This is a genomic window from Oerskovia paurometabola, assembly GCF_016907365.1.
Taxonomy (GTDB): Bacteria; Actinomycetota; Actinomycetes; order Actinomycetales; family Cellulomonadaceae; genus Oerskovia; species Oerskovia paurometabola.
On the sequence record NZ_JAFBBV010000001.1, the window covers coordinates 3,181,685 to 3,208,357 of the forward strand.

At 71.1% G+C, this 26,673-nt stretch carries 14 protein-coding genes; 4 read left to right on the forward strand and 10 right to left on the reverse strand.

Annotation, left to right across the window (positions count from 1 at the left end):
* Positions 1–11: 11 nt before the first annotated feature.
* The 5 genes from JOD48_RS14390 to JOD48_RS14410 form a co-directional block, all read right to left on the reverse strand.
* The gene (locus JOD48_RS14390; protein WP_307824170.1) at positions 12–5,540 is read right to left on the reverse strand and encodes a ThuA domain-containing protein; all 5,529 of its coding nucleotides are present in this window, start codon (positions 5,538–5,540) and stop codon (positions 12–14) included.
* A gap of 161 nt (positions 5,541–5,701) precedes the next feature.
* A complete protein-coding gene (locus JOD48_RS14395; protein ID WP_191792193.1) occupies positions 5,702–6,877 on the reverse strand; it encodes a Gfo/Idh/MocA family protein in 1,176 nt (391 codons plus the stop codon).
* Positions 6,878–6,967: 90 nt separating this feature from the next.
* Complete coding sequence (locus JOD48_RS14400) at positions 6,968–8,029, reverse strand: substrate-binding domain-containing protein (protein ID WP_191792194.1); 1,062 nt, start codon at positions 8,027–8,029, stop codon at positions 6,968–6,970.
* A 140-nt stretch (positions 8,030–8,169) separates the two neighbouring features.
* A complete protein-coding gene (locus JOD48_RS14405) occupies positions 8,170–9,225 on the reverse strand; it encodes an ABC transporter permease (RefSeq protein ID WP_204809606.1) in 1,056 nt (351 codons plus the stop codon).
* Entirely contained in the window at positions 9,222–10,748 is a 1,527-nt protein-coding gene (locus JOD48_RS14410) for a sugar ABC transporter ATP-binding protein (RefSeq protein ID WP_204809607.1), read from the reverse strand. The genes JOD48_RS14405 and JOD48_RS14410 overlap by 4 nt, the downstream gene beginning before the upstream one ends.
* A 429-nt stretch (positions 10,749–11,177) precedes the next feature.
* Between JOD48_RS14410 and JOD48_RS14415 the strand changes: the two genes are divergently transcribed.
* Both JOD48_RS14415 and JOD48_RS14420 read left to right on the forward strand, forming a co-directional pair.
* The gene (locus JOD48_RS14415; protein ID WP_191792225.1) at positions 11,178–12,311 is read left to right on the forward strand and encodes an ROK family protein; all 1,134 of its coding nucleotides are present in this window, start codon (positions 11,178–11,180) and stop codon (positions 12,309–12,311) included.
* 17 nt (positions 12,312–12,328) lie between these two features.
* The gene (locus JOD48_RS14420) at positions 12,329–12,994 is read left to right on the forward strand and encodes a ThuA domain-containing protein (protein ID WP_204810606.1); all 666 of its coding nucleotides are present in this window, start codon (positions 12,329–12,331) and stop codon (positions 12,992–12,994) included.
* A gap of 141 nt (positions 12,995–13,135) precedes the next feature.
* Here the strand turns inward: JOD48_RS14420 and JOD48_RS14425 are convergent, their stop codons facing one another.
* Positions 13,136–14,257: a hypothetical protein gene (locus tag JOD48_RS14425; protein ID WP_239527415.1), complete on the reverse strand. Its 1,122-nt coding sequence runs from the start codon at positions 14,255–14,257 to the stop codon at positions 13,136–13,138.
* An 81-nt stretch (positions 14,258–14,338) separates the two neighbouring features.
* Between JOD48_RS14425 and JOD48_RS14430 the strand changes: the two genes are divergently transcribed.
* Complete coding sequence (locus tag JOD48_RS14430; protein WP_204809608.1) at positions 14,339–15,328, forward strand: dihydrodipicolinate synthase family protein; 990 nt, start codon at positions 14,339–14,341, stop codon at positions 15,326–15,328.
* A gap of 25 nt (positions 15,329–15,353) precedes the next feature.
* Here the strand turns inward: JOD48_RS14430 and ligA are convergent, their stop codons facing one another.
* Together ligA and adhE are read right to left on the reverse strand one after the other, a co-directional pair.
* Entirely contained in the window at positions 15,354–17,849 is a 2,496-nt protein-coding gene (gene ligA / locus JOD48_RS14435; protein WP_372440745.1) for an NAD-dependent DNA ligase LigA, read from the reverse strand.
* 343 nt (positions 17,850–18,192) lie between these two features.
* Positions 18,193–20,922 carry a bifunctional acetaldehyde-CoA/alcohol dehydrogenase gene (gene adhE / locus JOD48_RS14440; protein WP_204809609.1) on the reverse strand — a complete coding sequence of 910 codons (2,730 nt, stop codon included), beginning with the start codon at positions 20,920–20,922 and terminating at the stop codon, positions 18,193–18,195.
* Between the two features lie 189 nt (positions 20,923–21,111).
* On the opposite strand from adhE, the gene JOD48_RS14445 reads away from it, so the two are divergent.
* Positions 21,112–23,283: a prolyl oligopeptidase family serine peptidase gene (locus tag JOD48_RS14445; RefSeq protein ID WP_204809610.1), complete on the forward strand. Its 2,172-nt coding sequence runs from the start codon at positions 21,112–21,114 to the stop codon at positions 23,281–23,283.
* A 107-nt stretch (positions 23,284–23,390) separates the two neighbouring features.
* On the opposite strand, the gene JOD48_RS14450 is transcribed toward JOD48_RS14445, so the two are convergent.
* Positions 23,391–25,868: a glycoside hydrolase family 65 protein gene (locus JOD48_RS14450; RefSeq protein ID WP_191792200.1), complete on the reverse strand. Its 2,478-nt coding sequence runs from the start codon at positions 25,866–25,868 to the stop codon at positions 23,391–23,393.
* Positions 25,868–26,608: an HAD family hydrolase gene (locus JOD48_RS14455; RefSeq protein ID WP_204809611.1), complete on the reverse strand. Its 741-nt coding sequence runs from the start codon at positions 26,606–26,608 to the stop codon at positions 25,868–25,870. The genes JOD48_RS14450 and JOD48_RS14455 overlap by 1 nt, the downstream gene beginning before the upstream one ends.
* Positions 26,609–26,673 lie beyond the last annotated feature (65 nt).

Sequence of the window (26,673 nt, forward strand, 5' to 3'; positions counted from 1 at the left end):
ACCGGGGCCGGTCAGCCGCAGCTCGCCGCGGCGTGGTCGACCGTGAAGGTGGTGGTCCTCCCCTCGGCGTCCGTCGCGGTGACCGTGACCTGTCCGGCGTCGATCGACGCCGCACGGGTCGCGAAGGACTGGTGGGCCGACTTGCCCGCCGCGACGCCCGTGAAGGTCTTGGTGCCGTAGGCCGAGCGGACCACGATCGTGACCGGGGCGTCGCCCGAGTTCACGGCCGTGACCGCGAGCGTCACGCGGTTCGCGACGCACTTGGGGGCCGCCGAGACCGTCACGGGGACGGTCTCGCCGGCGGGCACGTCGACCGACTGCGTCGAGACGTTCCCGGCCAGGTCGGTCGCCCGGTACGCGAACGTCACGGCCTCGTCACCGACGGCGACCGGGGCGTCGTACGCGGCCCAGGTCGTCCCGTCGAGCGAGTACTCGACCGAGGCGACGCCCGAGACGGCGTCCGTGGCGACGACCTCGACCGTGCGGTCCTCGCGCAGCGTCGCCGCCACGCTCGGGCCGTCGGCGTCGATCTTGACCACCACGTCGGCGCCCGTCGCGTTCTCGGTGCCGGCCGAGGCCCGCACCTTGAGCGTGTGCTCGCCCGGGCCCGACACGACCACGGGGGCCGTGTACTCGGCCCACGCGCCGCCGTCGAGCTGGTACTCGCGGTAGACCTGCTGGCCGGCCGCACCGCCCGTGGTGGCGACCGTGACGGTCACCGGACCGGTCCACCAGCCGTTCGCGCCCGACGGCGAGGCCGGGTCGAGCGACCCGCTCACCGTGAGCGGCTCGGCTGCCGGGCCCACGACCTTGAAGTGCTCGAAGGTCGCGGTCGCGGAGGCCTGCTGGCCCGCGCCCAGGGCGTACAGACCGATCTTCGCGTCCGCCAGACCCGGGTTGGTGACCTTCTCCGCCATCTCGGTCCACGTCACGCCGTCGGCGCTGTACGAACCCGTGTAGGTCGTACCCACCTTGGCCAGACGCAGCCACCAGACGCCCTGCGTCAGGCTGTTGACGTTGGGCTGCGGGTTGAGGACGGTCGCACCGGCCTCGCTGCGCATCTCGAGCCCACGGTCGACCGCCGCGCCCGGCTGGTTCTTCGTGATGAAGTCCAGCTTGACGTAGTTGTCGTCGTCGCCGTACAGGATCAGACCACCCTGCTGGTACTGCTGGTCGAACGTCGAGCCGTCGACCTTGGTCTCGACGGTCCAGTCACCGGCAGGCTGGTCCTGCAGGACGATGTTCGGCACGTCGGTGTTGCCCGTGCCGTAGATGTCCGTGGGCGTCGTGTCGATCTCGAGCTTGCCACCGGCCACCCGGAGGCCCGACGCGTCAGGACGGACCACGCTGTTCCAGCGGCAGCCGTCGAGCGACGTCCCCTCGAACTCGTCGTCCGGCCCGGCCGCGGTGGCCGTGTCGTCCGGCGTGATGTGGAACCAGTCGAACTTCGCGTCGACCACGTCGGGGACGGAACCGTCGTTCGCGAACGCGACGAGCCCGATCTTCGGGTTCACGAGCCCGTGCAGCGACTTGGTCTCGGACATGGCCGTGAAGTCCAGACCGTCGGCCGAGTAGTACGCCCGCAGGTTCGACCCGTCGCTCGTGTAGCGCACGTAGAACGTGTCCGGGAAGTCCGTCGTGATGTTCACGTTGGACGCGGCCACCTCGTTCGGCGCGCCGTTCTCCTCACGGATGAACTGGAAGACGCGCGAGTTCGGGTCGGCCCCGGTCCCGCGGCCCTGGATGACCATCTTGGCGTAGTTGTCACCGTCGCCCCACAGGAGCAGACCGGCCTGCTGGTACTGCGCGCGTGCCGGGAAGGTGACCTTGGTGGTCGCCGTCCACGGACCCGAGGGCAGGTCCTGCAGGACGATGTTGGACACCGGTCCCTCGCCCTGGCCGTAGAAGTCCGCCTTGCTCGCGGGGATCACCAGGTGACCGTCGGAGACCGCGAGCTTCTGGTCCCGGCGGATGATCGTGGACCAGCGGTCCTCGTCCACCGCGGTGCCCGTGAAGTCGTCCGAGCGGCCCGAGAAGCACATGACCGGACCGGCCTCGTTGACCTTGATGTTCACGTACTTGACCGTGTACGCACCACCGGCGTCGGTCACGCGGACCTGGAGCCGGTAGGTGCCCGCCGCGGTGTACGTGTGCGAGAACTCGGGACCGCCGTCGACGAACCCGCCGCCCAGCCCGTCGTCCCACGCGTACACCAGGTCGGACGCCTCGCCGTCGGGGTCGGAGCCCGTCGCGGTCGCCGTGACCGTCAGCGGGGCCGGACCGGCGAGCGTGGGCACGTCGAGCTCGACGTCGGGACGGACGTTGTCCGTCACGCCACGGCCCTCGATGTCCATCCAGTTGACGTTGATGCCGCCCGAGAGCAGGACGAAGTAGAGCGTCCCGCTGCCTTCCGGCACGTTCGTCAGCTGTGTCGACACGTCGCGGTAGACCTGCCAGTCCCCCGTGTTCGGCACGGTGATCCGGCCGATCTCGGGGCCGTCCGCCGCGTCCCAGCGCAGCGAGACCACGCCGTTCGCGTTGGGCGAGGCCACGCGCAGGCTGATCGCCTCGACGTTGGCCAGGCTCACGGGCTCGTGCGCCCACCAGTCACCGGGCTCGATGTAACCCAGGTTCTGGCCGCCGCCCGCGGAGTCCGAGGTGGTCTCCTTCTGGACGCCGGGGGTGCCGCTCGTGCCGATCGAGGTCTCACGACCCGTCGAGGTGTAGAACTCCGACTGGACGCGCTTGGGCTGGAGCACCTGCAGCGCGTTGCCCGTGAGCGGGACGCCGGCGTCGCCGCCGTCGTCCGTGTACGAGCCCTCGATGACCCAGAAGATGTTCGACTCGATGCCGTGCCCCTCGTCGCGAGCGGTCTGGAGCACGCCCTCGCAGCCGTACAGCTCCTCCATGGGGTGCGCGTGCGAGTCGTGGCCGAGCGAGGTGCGCAGCGCCACCGTGGAGCAGTCCACCTCACCGTCGGGGTCGTCGACCGTGATCCGGTAGCGGACCTGGTCACCCCACTCGAAGAACCCGCCGTTGTCCGGGAACTCGATCTTCACCACGGGCGCCTGGTTGCCGACGACGATCGTGACGTTCGCGACCGCGAGCTTGCCGTCGGGGTCGCTCACCGTGAGCTGCGCCGTGTAGGAGCCGTTCGCGGTGTAGGTGTGGGTCGGGTTGGCCTCGGTCGAGGGCGCGGAGCCGTCGCCGAAGGTCCACTGGAGCGAGATGGGCTCGCCCGCCGGGTGACGCGAGCCCTCCGAGGAGAACTGGACCGTCAGGGGCGCGGAGCCGCTCGTCACGTCCGCCTGGGCGTGCGCGATGGGCGACGGGTCACCCTGGACGTAGTTGACCTTGTAGACCGCGCTCGAGTCGTTGTTTCCGCCGAAGCCCGAGCCCCAGTCGATCACGTACAGGGCGCCGTCGGGACCGAAGTCGAAGTCCATCGGCCGGTCGAACCCGTTGGACGGGTCGAGCACGCCCGGCAGCACCCGGTTGATGTCGACGATCTGGTCACGCTTGTCGCCGTCGAGCTGGATCGAGAACATCGTGCCGTGGTTCCACTCGCCGAACAGCGCCTTGCCGTCCCAGTAGGCGGGCCACTTCACGTCGGAGTCGAGCTCGGGGTCGAACTCGTACACGGGGCCGCCCATGGGCGCGCCGCCGCCACCGATCTCGGGGAACTGCGGGTTGGCCGCGCCGGTGTACCAGATCTCGGCGGCCGTGGCGGCCGGGAGCTTCTGGATACCCGTGTTGTTCGGCGAGTCGTTGGTCGTCCCCGCCGCGCAGTCGAACGACGCACCGGACTGGCCGGTCGCGAAGTTGTAGTCGACGTAGGACGTGTTGGCGCCCGTGCAGTACGGCCAGCCGTAGAAGCCCGGCTCGCTCACGACGTTCCACTCGACCGCGCCACGAGGACCGCGGGCCGGGTCGGCCGCCCCCGAGTCGGGACCGTAGTCGCCGACGAGGACGTTGCCCGAGGCCGGGTCGAGACCGATCCGGAACGGGTTGCGGAAGCCCATGGCGTAGATCTCGGGGCGCGTCTTGTCGGTGCCCGGGGCGAACATGTTGCCCTCGGGGACCGTGTACGTCCCGTCGTCCTGCGGCGTGATGCGCAGCACCTTGCCGCGCAGGTCGTTCGAGTTCGCCGACGAGCCCTGGGCGTCGAAGTTCTTGCGACCGGGGCGCTCGTCGGTCGGCGTGAAGCCGCCCGACTCGAACGGGTTGGTGTTGTCCCCCGTGGCGAGGATCAGGTTGCCGTCGTCGTCGAAGATCATGTCCCCGCCCGCGTGGCAGCACGTGTCGCGCTGCGTCGTCACGGTCAGGAGCTTCTTCTCGCTCGCGAGGTCGAACGTCTTGGACGCCGCGTCGTAGGTGAAGCGCGAGATCCGGTTGTGCGGGCCGTCCGACCCGACGTTCGCTGGCGACCAGTAGGCGTAGAGCCAGCCGTTCCCGGCGAAGTCGGGGTCGAGCACCAGGCCCAGCAGCCCGTCCTCGTTCGCCTGCGTCACGTTCAGCGTGAGCGCCGTCGAGGTGACGTTGGCGTCGTGGTCGATGCGGCGGACGCGGCCGTCACGCTCGGCGTAGAACACCGTGCCGTCGGGGGCGACGTCGAGCATCATCGGGTTGCTCGTGTCCTCGTCGAGCGCGACGCGCTCGAAGCTCGCGCTCTGCGTCGCGTTGCAGTCCGAGTCGACGACGCCCGCGGCGGTCTGGATGCCGCCCAGCAGGTGCTCGACGAAGTTCGGCTCGGTGTAGCTGGCCTGCGTGTGGCCGCCACCGGTGTACCAGGAGCGCCCGCCCTCGTAGGTCTGGCACCAGGCGATCGGGTGGTCGGAGCCCATCTTGGCGCTGCCCGCGTCGTAGGACGTCTCGTCGAGGCTCGCGAGCACGTGCACCTTGTCGCGCGGGCTCGTGCGGAAGTTGTACCACTCGTCGAACCTGTCCCACCGGGACGGCAGGTGCGCGGTCGAGGGGTGGGCCCCGTCCTCCACCTTGATCGTGGCGTCCTGGTTCTGCGGGTGACCGGAGAAGTAGGCGCCCACGAGGTTGCCGTACCAGGGCCAGTCGTACTCGGTGTCGGACGCCGCGTGCACGCCGGCGTACCCGCCGCCGTTGGCGATGTACCGCTCGAACGAGGCCTGCTGCTCGGTGTTGAGCACGTCGCCGGTCGTCGAGAGCCAGATCACGACCTCGTACTGCGCGAGGTTCGCGTCGTTGAAGTCGGCCGCGTCCTCCGTGACGTCGACCGTGAAGCCGTTCTCGGTGCCGAGCTTCTCGATCGCCGCGATCCCGGCGGGGATCGCGTCGTGCCGGAACCCGGCGGTCTTGGAGAAGATCAGGGCGTCGAAGGGCGCCGCGGCGGCCTCCGGGGCTGCCGCGACGGACGCGGCGGGCTGGACGGAGCTGAGGGATCCGGGTGCAGCGGCGAATGCCGCCGCCCCGGTCGCCATGGACAGTGGGAGGGCCACCGCGGTAGCGGCGACGGCCGCGACCGTGCGCATCGTTGCGCGCGGTGCTCTCCAGAGCACGTTTCTCACCAAGGACTCCTCGTGATGATGGGACAAGGGTGCTGCGCTCCGGGGCGACGACGGCATCGGCCATGACCCGTCGTCGCCGGTGACGGACCTGCTCCGCCGGGCATCTCGCACCACGTTCCACGTGGCTCCCCCGCCGGTCCGGCGGGACGGTGGACCTCCTCTCAGATCTGCTGCCAGTCGCTGTCGGACGCAGCGCTGCGCTCGACGGCTTCGAGGATTCGCTGGACGGCCAGGCCGTCGGCGAAGGACGGGGTGGGCTGGGTGCCGGCCGCGACGTCGCGCACGAGGTCGACGGCCTGGTGCGTGAACGCGTGCTCGTAGCCGAGCCCGTGGCCGGCCGGCCACCAGCTCGCGATGTACGCGTGCTGAGGCTCGGTCACGACGATCCGCCGGAATCCCGCGACCTGCGGGTCGTCGGACGCGTCGAAGAAGTGCAGGACGTTCATGTCCTCGAAGTCGAACGCCACGGAGCCGCGCGAGCCGTTGATCTCGAGCCGGATCGCGTTCTTTCGACCGTAGGCGAAACGGGTGGCCTCGAAGACCCCCAGCCCCCCGCCCGTGAGCCGCGCGAGGAAGACCGCGGCGTCGTCGACCGTGACCGGGCCCTTCTCGGTGCCGGCGGTGCCGGACAGGCCCGAGAAGCCGGTCGCGATCGGGCGCTCGTCGACGAACGTCTCGAGGACCCCCGAGACCCCGGTGATCGACTCGCCCGTGATGAACTGCGCGAGGTCGATGATGTGCGCCCCGATGTCGCCGAGCGCCCCGGACCCCGCCTTGGTCTTGTCGAGGCGCCACGAGAGCGGCACGTTCTCGTCGGCGATCCAGTCCTGGAGGTACTGGGCGCGCACGTGGCGGACCGTGCCGATCCTGCCGTCGACGACGAGCTGGCGTGCGAGCTGGACCGCGGGGACCCGACGGTAGGTGAAGCCCACCGTGGAGAGCACACCGCGCTCCGCGGCCGCCTCGGCGGCGGCGACCATGAGCTCGGCCTCGGCCACCGTGTTGGCCAGCGGCTTCTCGCACAGCACGTGCTTGCCCGCCTCGAGCGCCGCGATCGCGATCTCCGCGTGCGTGTCGCCCGGGGTGCAGATGTCGACCAGGTCGACGTCGTCGCGCGCCACGAGCTTGCGCCAGTCGGTCTCGACGTCGCGCCAGCCGAGCTTGTGCGCGGCCGCGGTGACCGCGTCCGCGTTCCGGCCGGCCAGCACGCGCATCTCGGGTGCGAGCGGCAGGTCGAAGAACCGCGGTGCGGTGCGCCATCCCTGCGAGTGGGCAGCCCCCATGAACGAGTACCCGACCATGCCGATCCCGAGGGCCGGGTGACCGTCTTGCGCCATCTCAGGCACTTCCTTTCGTGGTGGACGTCACGGGCGGGCGGGAAGCCGGGGCGACCGGCCCGCCCGTGACGACGACGGGGTGGGACGTGCTCAGGACTGGAAGGCCGACGGCAGGTACTCGTCGACGTTGTCCTTGGTCACGACCGGCGCGTAGAGCTGGATCTGGCGCGGGACGCCCATCGAGGCGAGGTCGCTCATCGACTTGCCCTGGACTGCGAGGCGGGCGAGCTTGATGCCGTCGGCGGCCTGCGTGGACGGGTAGACGACCGTGGCCTGCAGGACCGTGTCGCCCGCCTTGATGTCCTCCATGACGTCCTTCGACCCGGCGCCGCCGACCATGAAGAACTCGTCACGGCCTGCCGCGTCGATCGCGGAGAGCACGCCGATGCCCTGGTCGTCGTCGTGGTTCCAGATCGCGTCGATCTTGGGCGCGGCCTGCAGGAGGTTCGACGCGGCCTGCTCGCCGCCCTGGACAGTGAAGTCGGCAGCGACGCGGTTGCTCACGTCGAGCCCGCAGCCCTCGAGCGCGTCGGCGAAGCCCTGGCTGCGGTCCTGCGTCAGGGGCAGCGAGTCGATGCCCGCGATCTCGGCGATGACCGCGTCCTTGTTGTCCCCGAGCTGCTCGCAGATGTACGTGCCGGCGCTCACGCCCATGCCGTAGTTGTCGCCGAGCACGGTGGCCCGTGCGGCGAACGGGCTGGAGAACTCGCGGTCGACGTTGATGACCGTGATCCCCGCCTCCATGGCGTCGGTCGCGACCTCGGTCAGCGCGGCGCCGTCGAACGGCAGGATGACGATCGCGTCGACACCGTCGTTGATGAAGGTCTCGATCTGGCTGATCTGGAGGTTGACGTCGTTGGTGCCCTCGGCGACCTTGAGCTCGACGTCGTCGTACTTGGCGGCCTCGGCCTGGGCGGCCTTGGTGATGGCTCCCATCCAGCCGTGGTCGGCGGCCGGGGCCGAGAACCCGATGACGACCTTGTCGCCCGACGCGTCGTTGTCGGACGACGCGACGGGGGCGGCGGCCGCGCCGGTCTCCTCGGCCTCCGGGGTGTTCGACGTGCAGGCCGACGCGAACAGCGCGACCGAGGTCAGAGCCACGGTGGCGAGGGTCAGGCGGCGACGCACCGAGGTGCGGGTACGAGCGGACATGAGGATCTCCCTTGATTCTGGTCCTGCTGGTGCTGGTTGGGACGTGCTGGGGTCCGGCCCCGGGGGGCGGGGCCGTGGTGCGGTGGTGCGGTGCGGTGCGGTGCGGTGGTGCGGTTGCGAGAGGCCCCGACGGCGGGGCGTCAGGCGGATCTGGCGCGCGAGGCGAATCGCTGCTGGAGGAGCACGGCGACCACGATGATCACGCCCTTGGCGACGGCCTGGGCCGAGGTCGACATGTTGTTCTGCGTGAAGACGTTGGTCAGCGTGGTGAAGATGAGGACGCCGAGCACGGTGCCGACGATCGTCCCGCGACCGCCCACGAGGAGCGTCCCGCCGACGACGACCGCCGCGATGACGTCGAGCTCGTAGAACAGGCCGTTCGTCGAGGACCCGGCCGTGGTGCGGGCGAGCATCATGACGGCCGCGATGCCGGTCGTGAGACCGACCAGGCCGTAGAGGTACATCGTGTGGCGCTTGACCTTGATGCCTGCGAGCCGCGCCGCCTCGGGGTTGCCACCGACGGCGACCGTGCGGCGGCCGAACGTCGTGCGGTTGAGGAGGAACCAGCCGGCGACGGCCACGACCGCGAACATCCACACGAGCACGGGGACGCCGAGCAGGTCCGCGCGGAAGAAGTCGAGGAACGCGTCGACCTCGGTGACGCGCTGCGTCTGCCGGTTGGAGATCATCTCGGCGAGACCGCGGGCGCCCACCATCATGGCGAGGGTCGCCATGAACGCGACGACCTTGCCGTAGGCGACGAGGACGCCGTTGATCAGGCCGCACGCCGTGCCGACCGCGAGGGCCACGCCGACCATGACGATCCAGTGGGTGTCGGCGGCCATGGTCTGGGTCGCGAGCGTGCTCGCCCAGACCGTGGCCAGTCCCATGACGGACCCGACGGACAGGTCGATCCCGCCGCCCGTGATGACGAAGGTCATCCCGATGCTCAGGACGCCCAGGACGGCGGCAAGGCGCAGGATCGTCAGCAGGTTGTTGACGTTCGCGAAGTTCTCCCCCGCGGTCGCGTACCCGACGATGCACAGCGCGACGAGCGCCACGACGAGGCCGATGTTCCGCCCCACCGATCCACTGAACAAATTGTGGCGCGACCGTCTGCCGTCGGGCACCTCGGAGCTCGGGGCGTGCCCCGGTCCGTCCACGACGGCGGCGCGAGCCACCTCCTGCTCGCTCATGCGGCACTTCCTTCCATGACGAGGTCGAGCACGCCGTGCTCGTCGATCGAATCTGCTGGGCCTTCGTGCACGACGCGTCCCTCCGAGATCACGAGGACGCGGTCGGAGAGACCGAGCACCTCGTCGATCTCGCTCGAGACCACGAGCACGGCCGCACCGGACGCCGCGAGGTCGCGGATCAGTGCGTAGATCTCGGCGCGCGCCCCGACGTCGACGCCCCGGGTGGGCTCGTCGAGCAGGAGGACCCGGCACCCGTGCACGAGCCAGCGCGCCAGGAGCGCCTTCTGCTGGTTGCCGCCGGACAGCGTCCGGGCGTTCCGCTCGACCCCGGCGGGGCGCAGGTCGAGCGAGACCGCCTGCTCCTTCGCCGCGGCCCGCTCCGCCCTCTCGTCGAGGAAGCCCGCCTTCGCGAAGCGACCGAACGTCGAGAGCGTGATGTTGCGGTAGACGGGTTCGTCGAGCAGCAGGCCCTGGCTCTTGCGCTCCTCGGGGCACAGGCCGATGCCCGCGTCGACCGCGGCGGCGACCGAGCCGCCGCGGAGCTTCTTGCCGCCGACCGCGACGGTCCCCTGGGTCGCGCGACGCGCCCCGTAGACGGTCTCGAGGATCTCGGACCGGCCCGAGCCGACGAGCCCGGCGAAGCCGAGGACCTCACCGGCACGGACCTCGAACGAGACGTCCGCGAACTTCCCCTCGAGCCCGAGCGACTCGACCGCGAGCAGCACGTCCGCCTCCTCGGCGACCGGCTCGCGCCCCGGGAAGACGTTGTCGACCGCGCGACCCGTCATGAGCTTGATGAGCTCGGCGGTCGGTGTCTGCGAGACCGCGAGGTTCTGCGCGACCGTGCGCCCGTCCTTGAGGACCGTGATCCTGTCGCCGATCGCCCGGATCTCCTCGAGACGGTGCGAGATGTAGACGATCGCGACCCCGCTCTCGGTGAGCTGGCGCACGACGCGGAACAGGTTCTCGACCTCTTCGCTGTCGAGCACGGCGGACGGCTCGTCCATGACGATCACCCGTGCGTCGTGCGAGAGGGCGCGGGCCATGGACACGATCTGCTTGCCCGCGGCGGACAGCTCGCCCACCTCGCGGTGGGGCGAGATCTCGGGGTGCCCCAGGCGCTTCATGAGCTCACGCGTGTTCCTGGCCGCCGTCCGTCGGCTGGAGAAGCCCGCGGTGGACAGCTCGTGCCCGAGGTAGATGTTCTCGGCGACCGTCAGACCGTCGACGACGTCGAGCTCCTGGTACATCGTGGCGACCCCGAGCTTGAGCGCGGCCACGGGGTGCGGGATGGTGACCACCTCGCCGTCGATGAGGATCTGCCCCTCGTTGGGCTGGTGCGCGCCGGCTAGCACCTTGATGAGGGTGGACTTGCCGGCCCCGTTCTGACCGAGGAGGCAGTGGACCTCTCCGGGGAGGATGTCGAGATCGACGCCGTCGAGTGCTCGGGCGCCGGGAAACTGCTTGACGATGCTCTGCATCTGCAGGAGCGGCCGGGTGGGCTGAGGGTCTGCGTTGACCATGTGGGAGAAACTAACCGACCTTTTGACGGCGGTCAAGCAGAAGGTCCTGATCTTTCGCTTCGTTACCCCACCGTGACCGACAAAAGTGGGCATGACCGTCCGAACCGCCGAGGACGACCGGCGGGTGACCCACGTCACTCATGGGCCGCTGCGACACTGCGTGCCGAGCGGTGCATAGAGGAGGAAACGGTCGAACGACAGGGGTTCCAGGGTCTCGACCGGCGAGGCGCGAGCTCCCGCAGGGCTCCGGCGACCTTGCCGCAGCAAACCACACGCTAGGTCGGCTTTTGTCGATCGTCAAGCAAAAGCCGAAGATCGCAGTACGCTAGACGGATTGTCACCACTGCGTAGCAACGAGAGGCTCCGTGATACATCGTGCCCACCGAGGAACTGCTGAAGTTCGCCCCCCGCCCGACCGGCGCCGGGGACATGTTCCAGCTGCTCCGCGACGGCCAACCCCGCACGCGGGCTGACCTCGCCGCGATCACCGGGCAGGCGCGGTCCACGATCGCCGCCCGCATCGACCTGCTCATGGCCTCCGGGCTCATCGCGCCCGCGGGCGAGGCGAGCTCGACCGGCGGCAGACCGCCCGTGACGTTCGCCTTCAGCCCCGGTGCACGCATCGTGCTCGCCGTGGACCTGGGCGCGACGCACGCGCGCCTCGCGGTCACGGACCTCGCGTCGAACGTCCTCGCAGAGGTCGACGCACCGCTCGCCATCTCCGACGGTCCGGAGAACGTCCTCGCCTGGGTCGCCGAGACCGGCGAGAAGCTCATCGCGACGACCGGGCGCGACCTCAAGGACCTGGTGAGCGTCGGCGTCGGGCTCCCGGGCCCCGTCGAGCACTCGACCGGACGACCCATCAACCCGCCCATCATGCCCGCGTGGGACGACGTCGACGTGCCCGCGATCCTCAAGCGCACGTTCGACGCCTCGGTCCTCGTGGACAACGACGTCAACATCATGGCCCTCGGCGAGCACCGCACCGCATGGCCCGGCGTGAGCGACCTGCTCTTCGTCAAGGTCGCGACGGGTATCGGCGCGGGAGTCATCTCGGACGGCGAGCTGCGCCGCGGCGCCCAGGGTGCGGCCGGCGACATCGGCCACATCGCCGTGCCCAACGCGACGGACACCCCGTGCCGCTGCGGGAACATCGGCTGCCTCGAGGCCGTCGCGAGCGGCCAGGCCATCGCCGGCGCCCTCAAGAAGGAAGGGCTCGAGGCCGCCAACAGCGGCGACGTCGTGTCCCTCGTGCGCGGCGGCGACCTCATGGCGAGCCACGCCGTGCGCCAGGCCGGCCGCGACATCGGGGCCGTCCTCGCCGCGTGCGTGAGCCTGCTCAACCCCTCCATGATCGTGGTCGGCGGCGTCATCGCCGACGCGGGAGAGCACCTGATCGCGGGCATCCGCGAGATCGTCTACCAGCGCTCGCTGCCGCTGGCCACGCAGCACCTGCGCATCGTCACGTCCCAGGCCCGGGGGCAGGCCGGCGTGCTCGGTGCGAGCGCCATGGCGATCGATCACGTACTCTCTCCCGCAGCGATCGATGCCCTGATCGCGTGAGCGCCAACGGAGGACTCATGAGCGTGCCGGACCGTCGGGCCCTGATCGTCCGGGGAGGATGGCCAGGCCACTCCCCCGAGGAGAGCACCGACCTCTTCGTCCCCTTCCTCAAGGAGTCGGGCTTCGACGTCGTCGTCGAGTCCTCGCTCGAGGTGTACGCCGACGCCGAGTACATGGTCGGCGTCGACCTGATCGTCCAGTCCTGGACCATGGGCGAGATCCTGCCCGACGAGATGCGCGGCCTGCGCCAGGCCGTGACGAACGGGACGGGTCTCGCGGGCTGGCACGGCGGGATCATCGACTCGTACCGCATGGCGACCGACTACCTGCAGATGCTCGGCGGCCAGTTCGCCGCGCACCCGGGCGACCTGGTCGACCACACCGTCGAGATCGTGCCCGAGCACGCCGAGCACCCCATCGTGGCCGGCCTCGGCCCCATCGCGCTGCGCTCCGAGCAGTACTGGGTGCTCGCGGACTCGCTCAACGAGGTCCTCGCGACCACGACCATCGAGCCCACGGCCGACTCGCCGTGGCGCTCGCCCGTGGTCTCGCCCTCGATCTGGACCCGCCGGTGGGGTCAGGGGCGCATCTTCGTGTGCGCACCGGGGCACCAGCTCGCGGACCTCGAGACCCCCGGGCTGCGCACCGTGATCGAGCGCGGCCTGCTGTGGGCCGCCCGGTGACGCTCCCCCGCGCCTAGCGGGCGCGGACGACGAACGGTCGACGACCCGGGTCGTCGACCGTTCATGCTCCCGACGGCGCCACGCACCGGAGCGAGCCGGTCACCGACGTGCGCTGCGACGTCGGGCATGCGCCGAGCGCTCCTACCAGGCGCGCGCGACCGCCGTGTGGACGTCGAGCAGCGGGCCCGTGCGCTCGCTCGGGCCACGACCGAACCCGCACTCGGTGCCGACGCCGATCTCCCGCTCCCCCAGCACCTGGGCCGCGGCCGCGAGGCGACGCTGCGCGCCCTCGACGCCGTCCTCGTGGTGCACCACGCCGAGGTAGAGCTCGGTCGCAGGATCGATCGTGAGGTCCGCGAGCGGCGCGACGTACTCCACGTCGTCGCGCTCGATCGGCACGGGCAGGTGGAACCACGCGATCTCGCGCGTCACCGTCGCGGCCAGGCCGTTCGCGACCTCGACCAGGCGGCGCGTGTCGGACGGCTCCACGAAGTGCTTCTCGGCGACGTCCCCGTAGCAGAGGTGGAAACCGAGCTCGACGTCCGCGGGCACCGTGGAGGCCACGCGTGCGGCGCGCGCGACACAGCCCGAGAGCACCTCGTCGGAGTCGATCGCGAACCACGCCTGGGCCGGTCCGGCCCCGAGGTTCGCGCCCTCGACCAGCGCGAACTCGGTCGCGAGGTCGAGCTGGATCGCGAGGTCGCCCGCAGGGACCGCGGCGACGATCGCCTCGATCTCGCGCAGCATCGCGGCCTCGTAGGCGGGGTACACGACCTCGCGCGCCTCGGGGACCACGAACGCCACGACAGGGGCGAGCGGAGTGGGCAGGCACACCTGGAAGCGCGTGGTCGCGGGGATCACGCCCTGCGCGCGCAGCCGCACGAAGTCCGCGTACGACGCCGTCGCGGCGGCCGCGTAGCCCAGCTCGCCGAAGACCAGCTCGTCCGCCGGGACCGAGCCGTCGAGCACGTGGGGACGGACGTCGAACCCGGCGACGATCACGGGCTCGATCGGCAACCGTGCCAGCCCGGGTACGGCGTCGAAGCGCGCGCCCTGGAAGAGGATCCAGTGGAAGCGCTCGCCCACCTCGCCGTCGGGGATGCGCCGGAGGTGGGTACCCGCGTGGGCAGCGACCGTGCGGAACGTGTCCTCGGCCGTGGGGAGGTTCACGGAGCCGACGAGGTGCGCGCCGCGCACCTGGGCGGCTGCCTGCGGGTCGTCGTCGTGCGGGGAGGGCCGGGTCGCGGAGGTCGCCTGAGTCATGACCGCATCGTAGACGTGGGTACCACTTCACGGGCCGGGCTGTTCATCCCTCGGCAGACGGCCTGTGGCACCATCTCGGGGATGACCTCCCCGACGCCCTTCACCGGGCTGCTCGCCTACCCGATCACGCCGCTGGGCGCCGACGGACTTCCCGCACTGGGCACGCTGACGCGCGTCGTCCAGGACGCGGTCCGCGCCGGGGCCGACGGCGTCACGGTCCTCGCGTCGTCGGGTGCGGGCACGTCGTTCGCACCCGAGGAGCGCGCTGCCGTGGTGGGCGCCGCGGTCCGGGCGGCGCACGACGCCGGCCCCGGTCCCTCGGGGCAGCACGTCCCGGTGCACGTCGCGGTCGCGGCCCCCTCGACCACCGAGGTCGTGCGGCACGCGGTCGCGGCGCAGGCCGGCGGCGCCCACGGGCTGGTCCTGACCCCGTTCGCCTACACCCCGCTCGTCGACGCCGAGGTCGTGGCCCTGTTCGAGGCCGTGGCCGCCGAGACCGACCTCCCCGTGTGCTTCTACAACCGGCCCGTCCAGAACGGGTACGACGTGACGCCCGAGGTGCTGGCCCACCTCGCCCGCACCACCAGGCTCCGGGGGCTCAAGGACCCGGCCGGGCGGACGGACGTGGGCGCCCGGCTGGACGCCGTCCGTGCCGCGGTCGCGCGCGAACCGTTCGCCGTAGGCCTGAGCGGCGACCTCGCGATGACCGAGGGGGCCTTCACGACCCTGCCTGCGAGCGACGCCTGGCACACCGGGGTCGCGGCCCTCGTGCCCGAAGAGTACGTCGTGATGCGCCGCGCGCACGTCGACCGCCGGCCCCTCGACGCGGTCGTGGAGCGGTCCTGGCTCCTGGCCCTCGTCCGCGAGCTCGGACGGCTGCGGCCCGTCGCAGGACTCCACGCGCTCGCCGGGCTGCTCGGCGTGCCGACCGGTCCGCCGCGGGGGCCCGTCCTGGCGACACCGCCCGAGCAGACCGCAGGGCTGCGGGCCGTGCTGGCCCGCCGGCCGGCTGCGGTGCCGGGTTCCCGGGTGCCGAGTCCCGCGGACACCGGGACCGGCACCGCGAGGTAGACCCCTGCCAGCCCCGTGCGGGCCGTCAGTCGGCCGTCGGCCCCACTGTGTCCTCGGTGTCCTCGGCGTCCGAGCCCTCCGGCTCCGAGTCCTCGGGCTCCGGCGCGTCCCCGACCGCCGCCGGTCCGCCCGCGAGGAGCGCCACGAACCCGGCCTCGTCGAGGATGCGCAGGCCCAGGTCCCTGGCCTTGGTCTCCTTCGAGCCCGCGTTCTCCCCCACGACGACGTAGTCGGTCTTCTTGGAGACCGACCCCGAGGCCTTGCCGCCCGCGGTGAGGATCGCCTCCTTGGCGCCGTCGCGCGAGAACCCTTCGAGGCCTCCCGTGACCACGACCGTCAGGCCAGCGAGCGGGCCGGTCGGCTGCTGGCGCGCACCGGGGCCGGGGTGCCCCGGGGTCTCGAACCGGACCCCGTCCCGCTGCCAGGTCTCGACGATCTCCCGGTGCCAGCCCACCTCGAACCAGGCGAGCACCTCGTCGGCGATGACCGGTCCGACGCCCTCGACCGCGGCGAGCTCGTCGCGGCTCGCGGCCCGGACCGCGTCGAGCGACCCGAACCACTCCGCGAGGGCCCGGGCGGCGACCGGCCCGACGTGCCGGATGTTGAGGCTCACGAGGATGCGCCACAGGTCCTTGGTCTTCGCGATCCGCAGCTCGTCCACGAGCGTCTGCGCCGTGGTCGACGGGCCGTACACCGGGAAGTCCTTGCGGACTCCTGCGGCCCGGCGCTCGGCGGGGGTCGCGTCCTCGAACCCCGGCGGGTAGGTGCGGGCGGCGACCTTCTGGAACGGTCGGACGACCTTGGCCAGCAGCACCGAGCCGTCGGACATCTCCACCTCGCCCGACTCGCCCACCCCTTCGAACGGCCGGGGCAGCCCGGTCTCCGGGTCGCGGACGACGACGCGGATCGGGGCGAGCTGGTCGACCGTGAGACCGAACAGGTTCTTCTCGGTGCGCAGCGGCGGCTCGGCGGGCTCGTAGGGCTGCGTGAGCGCGGCCGCGGTGACCTCGCCCAGCGCCTCGATGTCGAGGCCGCCGCGCGAGCCGATGTGCTCGACCCTCCCGCGGACCTGCGCCGGGCAGCTCTCCGCGTTGGGGCAGCGCAGGTCGACGTCCCCCTCCTTCATGGGGCGCAGCGGTGTCCCGCACTCGGGGCACTCGGCCGGCATGACGAACTCCGTACGCTGCACGCCGTCCTCGCGCAGCGCGACGACCGGCCCGAGGATCTCCGGGATGACGTCCCCCGCCTTGCGCAGCACCACGACGTCCCCGATCAGCACGCCCTTGGCGCGCACGACGTCCTGGTTGTGCAACGTCGCCTGACGCACCGTGCTCCCCGCGACGAGCACGGGCTCCATGACGGCGTACGGGGTTGCTCGGCCGGTCCGCCCGACCCCGACCTGGATCGCGAGCAGGCGCGTGTTGACCTCCTCGGGCGGGTACTTGTACGCGATGGCCCACCGGGGCGCGCGGCTCGTGGCCCCGAGGCGGCGCTGGAGCGCCAGCTCGTCGACCTTGACGACGATCCCGTCGAGCTCGTGCTCGATGTCGTGCCGGTGCTCGCCGAAGTACGCGATCATCTCCTGCACGCCCGCGAGCCCGTCGACGACGCGGTTGTGCGGCGAGACGGGGATGCCCCACTGCTCGAACAGCGCGTAGGCGTCCGACTGGCGCGCGAGCTCGGCGTGCTCCCCCTCGTCCCACTGGAGCGCCCCGACGCCGTGCGCGTACATGCGCAGGTTGCGGCTCGCGGTCACGGCCGGGTCCTTCTGACGCAGGGAGCCTGCCGCGGTGTTGCGCGGGTTCGCGTACGGCGCCTGCCCGGCCGCGACGAGCGCCTCGTTGAGGGCCGCGAAATCCTCGACCCCGAGGAAGACCTCGCCCCGTACCTCGATCACCGCGGGATGCGAGGCCGGGTCACCGGCAAGCTGCTGGGGGATGCTCGTGATGGTGCGGACGTTGGCCGTGACGTCCTCGCCCGTGCGCCCGTCGCCGCGCGTCGCGGCCCGCACGAGCCGCCCCCGCTCGTACAGCAGCGCGATCGCGAGGCCGTCGATCTTGACCTCGCACAGGTACTCCACGGGGGCCTCCGGCGAGACGCCCAGGTCCCGGTGCACGCGCGCGGCCCACGCGGCGAGGTCCTCCTCGGAGAACGCGTTGTCGAGCGAGAGCATGCGCTCGAGGTGCTCGACCGTCGCGAAACCTGTCGCGGCGCGCCCGCCGACCCGCTGCGTGGGCGACTCGGGGGTCTGGAGCGCGGGGTGCGCCGCCTCGAGCGCCTCGAGCTCGCGCATGCGCGCGTCGTACTCGGCGTCCGACGACACGGGGGCGTCGGCCTCGTAGTAGGCCCGCTGGTCGGCCTCGACCTGGGCGACCAGCTCGGCCCAGCGGCGCTGGGCACCGGCCTCGTCCAGCGCCGGGGCGGCATCGGGGGCGACAGCGGTGTCGGAGGCGGCGGTCGCGAGGGCCGTGCTCGTGCTGTCGGGGCTGGCTGCGGGGTGCGGCGGGGTGGCGTCGTTCACGTGCCCATCATCGCTCGCCCCACCCACAGCCGCCTGCCCCGGTGGCGGCGCGTCCCGCCCGACGGCGGCGCTCGCCCCTGCCCACCGGCGCACCCGGGAGCTCGGGCCGGACGCACCAGGCGCGCTCCGCCGTCGGACCTTCGCGTGCCCGGACGCCGAGCAGCGCCCCCGCGCTGGAGGACGCGGGGGCGCTGCGAGCGGGACCGAGGCCAAGGGGGATGCCTCGGGCCCGTGGTGAGTGGCGCCACCCGGCAGGACGCGCCACCCGACCGTGACCCGTACCGCTCGGGTCGTCGTGCGGGCTACCGGCGTCCGGGCTGCTTCCCGGACGCCGGTGCCTGGATCACTTCGAGGGCTCGTCCGCGGCGGGGGCCGCGGCCTTCTTCTCGGCAGTCCTGCGGGCTGCCTCCTCGGTGGCCTTGCGCTCGGCGCGGACCTCTTCGCGGGTCGTGCCGTAGTACGCCGCGACCATGATGTCCTTCATGTCCTCGAGCATCGGCAGACGCGGGTTCGCGGGGGCGCACTGGTCCTCGTAGGCCCGCATCGACAGGGCGTCGAGGCCTCCGATGAACTCGCGCTCCGAGACGCCCTGCTCCTTGAACGAGCGCTCGATCCCGACCTTGGCGCGCAGCTCCTCGACGGCCCGGGCGTAGGACTCGACGGCCTGCTCGGGCGTCGAGGCCGGCAGGCCAAGGTGCTTGGCGATCTGCTGGTAGCGCTCGTGCGCGATGTACTTCTCGGCCTTGGGCCAGCCCGTGACCTTGGTCGGGATCTGCCCGTTGTAGCGGATCGCGTGCGGCAGGAAGATCGCGTTCGTGCGGCCGTGGACCAGGCCGAACGTCGAGCCGACCGTGTGGGCCATCGCGTGGACGATCCCGAGGAACGCGCTGCCGAACGCCATGCCGGCGATCGTGGCCGCGTTGTGCATCTTCTCGCGGGCCTCGGGGGCTGCCGCCCCCTGCGTGACGGAGTCCTCGATGTGCTCGAAGACCAGCTTGATCGCGTGCAGCGCCAGACCGTCGGTGAAGTCGTTCGCGTAGACCGACACGTAGGCCTCGGTCGCGTGCGTCAGGGCGTCGAAGCCCGAGTCCGCCGCGAGCTTCGCGGGCATCGTCGCGGTCAGGACCGGGTCGATGATCGCGACCGACGGGGTCAGCGCGTAGTCGGCGAGGGGGTACTTGTACCCGGTCGCGTGGTCGGTGATGACCGCGAACGGCGTGACCTCCGAGCCCGTGCCCGACGACGTCGGGATGCAGACCAGCTTGGCGAGGTCGCCCAGGGTCGGGAACTTGAACGCGCGCTTGCGGACGTCGAAGAACTTCTCGCGCAGGTCCGAGAACGCCATCTCCGGGTGCTCGTACTTGAGCCACATGACCTTCGCGGCGTCCATGGGCGACCCGCCGCCGATCGCGACGATCGTGTCGGGCTTGAAGTCGCGCATCATCTCCGCGCCCTTCTCGACCGTCTCGACGCTGGGCTCGGGCTCGACCTGGTCCATGATCTGGATCGAGACCTTGTTGGGCCGGCGGTTCAGGACGTCGAGGACCTTGTCGACGATCCCGATCTGGCTCATGACCTTGTCCGTGACGATGGTGACGCGCTCGACGTCGGGCATCTGGGTCAGGTACTGGATCGAGTTCGGCTCGAAGTACGTCTTCGGCGGGATCTTGAACCACTGCATGTTGTTGTTACGACGTCCGATCCGCTTGACGTTGACGAGGTTGACGGCCGACACGTTGTTCGACACCGAGTTGTGCCCGTACGAGCCGCACCCGAGGGTCAGCGACGGGATCAGCGCGTTGTAGATGTCGCCGATGCCGCCCAGCGCGGAGGGCTGGTTCCACAGGATGCGGACGGCCTTGACGCGCTGGCCGAACTCCTCCGCGATGTCCTTGTCCTCGGTGTGGATCGCGCCCGAGTGGCCCAGGCCGTCGAACTCGACCATCTGCTCGGCGAGCGAGATGCCGTGGTCGGTCGACTCGGCGCGCAGCACCGCGAGGACGGGGCTGAGCTTCTCGCGCGTCAGGGGCTCGGCGGGGCCGACCTGGCTGCACTCCGCGAGGATGATCGAGGTGTCGTCGGGGACCGAGAATCCTGCCTGCTCCGCGATCCACTGGGGGCTCTTGCCGACGATCGTGGCGTTGAGCTTGGCACCGGCGCAGTTCGCCCCGCCTGCCTCGACGCCGAAGATGAAGCGCTCGAGCATCGCCTTCTCCTCGGGGTTCGCGAGGTAGGCGTGCATGTGGGCGAACTCGGCGAGAGCCGCGTCGTAGATCTCGGCGTCGAGGATGACGGCCTGCTCCGAGGCGCACACCATGCCGTTGTCGAAGCCCTTGGACAGGACCACGTCGTTGACGGCGCGGCCGAGCTTGGCGGTCTTCTCGATGTAGGCGGGGACGTTGCCCGCACCGACGCCGAGGGCCGGCTTGCCCGCCGAGTAGGCGGCACGGACCATGGCGTTGCCGCCCGTGGCGAGGATCAGCGAGACGCCGTCGTTGTTCATGAGTGCCGACGTGGCCTCGAGCGAGGGCTGCTCGACCCACTGGATGCAGTCCTCGGGGGCGCCTTCGGCCACGGCGGCGTCCCGCACGATGCGGGCTGCGGCGACCGAGCACTTCTGGGCGCTGGGGTGGAACGCGAAGATGATGGGGTTGCGCGTCTTGAGCGCGATGAGCGACTTGAAGATCGCGGTCGAGGTCGGGTTGGTGACGGGGGTGATGCCCGCGACCACGCCGACCGGCTCGGCGATCTCGACGATGCCCGTGAGCTCGTCGCGCCCGATGACGCCGACCGTCTTGAGGTTGGCCATCGAGTTCGGCACGTGCTCGCACGCGAAGATGTTCTTGGTGGCCTTGTCCTCGAAGACGCCGCGCCCGGTCTCGGAGACCGCGAGCTGCGCGAGGCGGCCGTGCTCGTGGAGCGCCGCGACGGACGCCTTCTTCACGATGCGGTCGATGTCCTCCTGGGTGAAGGCGTCGTACTGCTTGAGCGCCTTGAGGCCACGGTCGACGAGGGCGTCGATCTCGGTGACTCCGGCGGGGGCCTTCACGGGGGCCTTGCTCGTGCTGCTCACGTTGCTCCTCCAGTGACCCGAGCGGCCGGGTCTGCGTGGTGTCTTTCCCTTGCTTGTGAATACTTTCACAAGGTACGGATAGATGCAAGTGATGTTCGATGGTGATCTCGGACGAGCCTCCCCCGCCCCCGCTCTCCCCTGGCATCTATGCATGCCCGGTCCCGCGGATCGGTCGCCTAGTGTGTTGGCATGAGTGCTGAGAACGTCGTGACCGACCCACCCACCGGACAGCCGACCACGCCGCACGACCCGTACCTGTGGCTCGAGGAGGTCGAGGGCCGCGAGGCGCTCACCTGGGTCCAGGGCCGCAACGCCGAGACCGCCGCGACGATCGAGGCCACGAGCGAGTTCGCCGCGACCGAGCAGTCGATCCGCGAGGTCCTCGACTCGGACGACAAGATCCCGGACGTCTCGAAGATCGGCGAGCACTACTACAACTTCTGGCGCGACGCGCAGCACGAGCGCGGCGTCTGGCGCCGCACGACGCTCGACTCGTACCGCACCCAGCACCCCGAGTGGGAGCTCGTGCTCGACCTCGACGCGCTGGGCGAGGCCGAGGGGCAGAGCTGGGTCTGGCACGGTGCGAGCGTCCTGCGTCCCGCCCCCGGCGGCGAGTGGCGCCACGCCCTGGTCGACCTGTCGCCCGGCGGCTCCGACGCCGACGTGACCCGCGAGTTCGACCTCGTCACCAAGCAGTTCGTCGCCCCCGAGGACGGCGGGTTCTTCCGCGAGGAGTCCAAGGGCGGGCTCGGGTGGATCGACGCCGACACGGTGTACGTCTTCACGGACTTCGGGCCGGGCTCGATGACCCCCTCGGGATACCCCCGGATCGTCAAGCGCTGGCGCCGCGGCACCCCGGTCACCGAGGCGACGGTCGTGTACGAGGGCGAGCCCGAGGACATGTACATCTTCGGCTGGCGCACCCACTCGCCCGGGTTCGAGCGCGACTTCGTCGGCCGCTCGATCGCGTTCTACGACAGCGAGACCTACATCGTCCAGGACGCGGGCACGCCCGACGAGCACCTCGTCAAGATCGACGTCCCGCGCTCGGCCGAGGTCGGCGTCAAGCGCGAGTGGATGCTCGTCGAGCTGCGCGACGACTGGACGGTCGGCGGCGCCACCTACCTCGCGGGGTCGGTGCTCGCGACCCGCTTCGAGGACTTCCTCGCCGGGGCGCGCGGCTTCACGGTCCTGTTCGAGCCCACGCCCACGACGTCGCTCGCCGGGGCCACGTGGACCGCGCACCATCTCGTGGTCAACGTCCTGGAGGACGTCAAGAACCGCCTCCACGTGCTGACGCCGCCTCCGCGCGCCGAGGACCTGTCCGCACCGTGGACCCGCAGCGAGCTGCCCGGTCTGCCGACCATCGGCACGGTCGTCGTGGGTGCGGTCGACTCCGAGGAGAGCGACGACGTCTGGCTCGTGACGACCGACTACCTCACGCCCTCGACGCTCTCGCTCCTGACGGTCGGCGCGGGCACCGAGCCCGAGGTGCTCAAGTCGAGCCCCACCTTCTTCGACGCCGCGGGCCTGGTCATCGACCAGCACTTCGCCGTGTCCGACGACGGCACGCGCGTCCCGTACTTCGTCGTCGGGCGTGAGGAGCTCGTCCGCCCGGAGGCCGCCGGTGCCGCCGCCGAGGCGGGCGCCGGCTCCGCTCCCGTGGGCGCCGCACCCACGCTGCTCTACGGCTACGGCGGCTTCGAGGTCTCGCTCACCCCTGGCTACTCGGGCGGGCTCGGACGGGCCTGGCTCGCCGACGGCGGCGTGTACGTCGTCGCGAACATCCGCGGCGGCGGCGAGTACGGCCCGTCGTGGCACCAGGCCGCCCTCAAGGCCAAGCGGCACAAGGCCTACGAGGACTTCGCGGCCGTCGCGCGCGACCTCGTCGCCCGCGGCATCACGACCCCCGAGCACCTCGGCATGGAGGGACGCTCCAACGGTGGCCTCCTCGCGGGCAACATGCTCACCCAGTACCCCGAGCTCTTCGGCGCCGTGATCGTGGGAGTCCCGCTGCTCGACATGCTGCGCTACACCCACCTGCTCGCGGGGGCGTCGTGGGCCGCCGAGTACGGCGACCCGGACGACCCCGAGCAGTGGGAGTTCATCAAGACGTTCTCGCCGTACCACCTGTTCGACGCCGAGCGCGAGTACCCGCCGGTGCTCTTCACGACGTCGACCAAGGACGACCGGGTCCACCCCGGGCACGCCCGCAAGCTCGCCGCGAAGATGCTCGCGGCCGGCAAGGACGTGACGTACTACGAGAACGTCGAGGGCGGGCACGGCGGCGCCGCGAACAACGCCCAGGCCGCGCACATGTCCGCGATCCACTACCGCTTCCTGCGCGAGCAGCTCGGCTGACACCGGGCGACCGTTCGTCCGCACGACGCACGCGCAGACGCACGGAGGGCGGGCTCCCCCGGGGGGACCCCGCCCTCTGGCGTGTCTGCGGACGACCCACCCGCGACCTACGAGTGAGGCACCGTGGCCGTGATGAGCGTGCCGTCCTCGCGACGGTTGCCGGTCAGGTCCCGCAGGCTCGGCACTCCCTGACGGACGGGCCCCTGCCCGTCGAGGGCCACCGTCACGGGCTCGCCCGCGGCGACCCGCACGGTCTCGCCGCGCACCAGCACCTCGGCGCTCTCGCCCGTCTCGCACACGAGCGTGATCGCGTCGGACGTGACCGTGACCTTCAGCCGCGCCCCGCGCAGCGTGACGCGGAACGTCAGCGACTCCCACGACTGCGGCAGGCGCGGGTCGAAGCTGATGCGACCGCAGTCGTCACGCATGCCGCCGAACCCGAACGCGAGCGCCGACCAGGTCCCGCCGGCCGAGGCGACGTGCACGCCGTCGGACGCGTTGGCGTGACGGTTCTCCAGGTCGACCAGCAGCGACGACGTGAAGTACTCGAGCGCGAGCTCGTGGTAGCCGACCTCGGCCGCGATGATCGACTGGACCACGCCCGAGAGCGTCGAGTCCCCCGTGGTCAGCGGGTCGTAGTACTCGAAGTCGGCCAGCTTCTCCTCGGGCGTGAACTCGGCCCCCTGGAGGAACAGCGCGAGGACGACGTCCGCCTGCTTGAGCACCTGGTAGCGGTAGATGACGAGCGGGTGGTAGTGCAGCAGCAGGGGCCGCTTGTCCGCAGGTGTCGCCGCGAGGTTCCAGATCTCGCGCTCGAGGAAGTGCGAGTCCTGCGGGTGGATGCCCAGGTGCTCGGCGTACGGGATCGACATGCGCTCGGCCGCGTGCTCCCACTCCGCCGTCTCCTCCTGCGAGACCCCGAGCCGGATCGCGAGCCGCTCGTACTCGTGCGGCGCGTCGCGTCGCATGATCTGGAGCGTCTCGGCCGCGACGCGCAGGTTGAAGCGCGCCATGACGTTGGTGAAGAGGTTGTCGTTCACGACCGTCGTGTACTCGTCGGGGCCCGTGACGCCGTGGATGTGGAAGTGGTCGTCCCCGTTGGCCCGCCAGAAGCCGAGGTCGGCCCACATGCGCGCGGTCTCCACGAGGATGTCGACACCCTCGCGCTCCAGGAAGTCCTGGTCCCCCGTCGCCCGCACGTACTGCATGAGGGCATAGGTCACGTCGGCGTCGATGTGGTACTGCGCGGTGCCCGCGGCGTAGTAGGCCGAGGCCTCCTCGCCGTTGATCGTCCGCCACGGGAACAGCGCACCCTCCTGCGAGAGCTGACCGGCGCGGCGGCGGGCGGCGTCGAGCATCTGGTAGCGGAAGCGCAGCGCGTTGCGCGCGTACCGCGGGCTCGTGTACGTCAGGAACGGGAGCACGTAGATCTCGGTGTCCCAGAAGTAGTGGCCGCCGTACCCCGTGCCCGTGAGGCCCTTGGCGGGGACACCGTTGCCCTCGGCGCGGGCCGTGGCCTGCGCGAGCTGGTAGATGTTCCACCGCACGGCCTGCTGGATCTCGGGCTGACCCGGGATCTCGACGTCGGAGCGCGCCCAGAACTCGTCGAGGAACTCGCGCTGCTCGGCGTGCTGGAACGCGATGCCCTCGTCGCGCACGCGGTCGAGCGTGCGGCGGCACCGGTCGATGAGCTCGCGCGCGGGCACCCCGCGGGACGTGTGGTAGGCCACGGTCTTGGTGAGACGGACCGGCTTCCCCGGTTCGGCCTGGACCCGGTAGACGTGCTTGGCCAGGTCCTCGTCCACCTGGGTGCGCACGTCGTACGTGTTCTCCGTGACCAGGTCGTCGTCCGCGGCGACCGCGATCGTCATGCCCGAGTTGGTGCAGCGGTAGGACAGCACGAGGCGCTCGTCGTCCCCCCACTGGGCCTGCGGCTGCAGGACGCGCTCGGTGAACTGGTTCGCCTTGCGGGGGTCGAAGCCCTGGCCCATGGCGGCCGACGGGACGTGGTACTCGTCCTGCCCGTCCTGCCGGTTGAGGATCTGGGACGAGATCGCGATGGGGGCCGGGTCGTCCAGCATCGTGACCTCGAACGTGATGACGGCCAGGTGCCGCTCGACGAACGAGACCATGCGCTCGGACTTCACCAGGACGCGCTTGCCCGACGGCGTGCGCCACAACAGCTCGCGCCGCAGCACGCCGTCGGCCATGTCGAGCGACCGCTCGTAGGAGACGAGGTCCGCGACGGGCAGCAGGAGCGGCTCGTCGTCGACGTAGAGCCGGATGATCTTGACGTCCGGGACGTTGACGATGGTCTGCCCGACCTCGGCGAACCCGTACGCCTCCTCGGCGTGGTGGATGCGCCACGTCTCGTGGAAGCCGTTGATGAACGTGCCCTGCGTGTGGGACTCGCGCCCCTCCTCGACGTTCCCCCGCATGCCGAGGTACCCGTTGCCGACCGAGAAGAGGGTCTCGGTGACCCCGAGGTCGTGCGCCGAGTAGCGGTTCTCGGTGAGCCGCCACGGGTCCGCCGGGAAGCGGCTGCGGTCGACGGTGCCGTCGAAGCCGTGCTCGAACCCGGCCATCAGCGGGCCTCCTCGTGCGCGGGGCGGTCCAGGACCGTCGCGTCGAGCTCGCCCAGGTCGGACACGACCACGTCGGCGCCGTGCTCGGTCAGGGCGTCGGCCCCGACCCCGCGGTCCACCCCGACGACGAGCCCGAAGTCACCGGCTGCACCCGCCTGGACACCCGAGATCGCGTCCTCGACCACGATCGCGGCGGTCGTCGGGACGCCCAGGAGCTGGGCCGCGTACTCGTAGGTCGCGGGCGAGGGCTTGCCGTCGAGTCCCTCCGCGGCCGCGACAGCACCGTCGACGACGACCTCGAAACGGTCCGCGATCCCCGCGGCCGCCAGGACCGACGGGGCGTTGCGCGACGACGAGACGACCGCGACGAGCGCCCCGGCCGCGGTCACGGCGTCGAGGAACGCGATCGAGCCCGGGTACGGGTCGATGCCCTCCCGGGCGAACATCGCGTTGACGATCTCGTTCTTCTTGTTGCCCAGCGCGCAGACCGTGCCCTCCCCGGGGGCGTCGTCGATCGTTCCCCACGGCAGCTCGATCCCGCGCGAGGCGAGCATCGTGGCGACCCCGTCGAAGCGGGGCTTGCCGTCGATGTGCGCGAAGTAGTCCGCCGAGGCGTACGGCGCGACCCCGCGCTCGTCGCACAACGGCGCGAACAGGCGTTCCCAGGCGCGCATGTGGACCTCGGCGGTCGGTGTGAGGACACCGTCGAGGTCGAAGAGGACGGCGTGCAGAGCGGGCATCGCGCTCCTTCGGGAGAGTGGACGGACGAGGGAGCGCCGCGAGTTCGGCACCTCGCTCCGAGCCT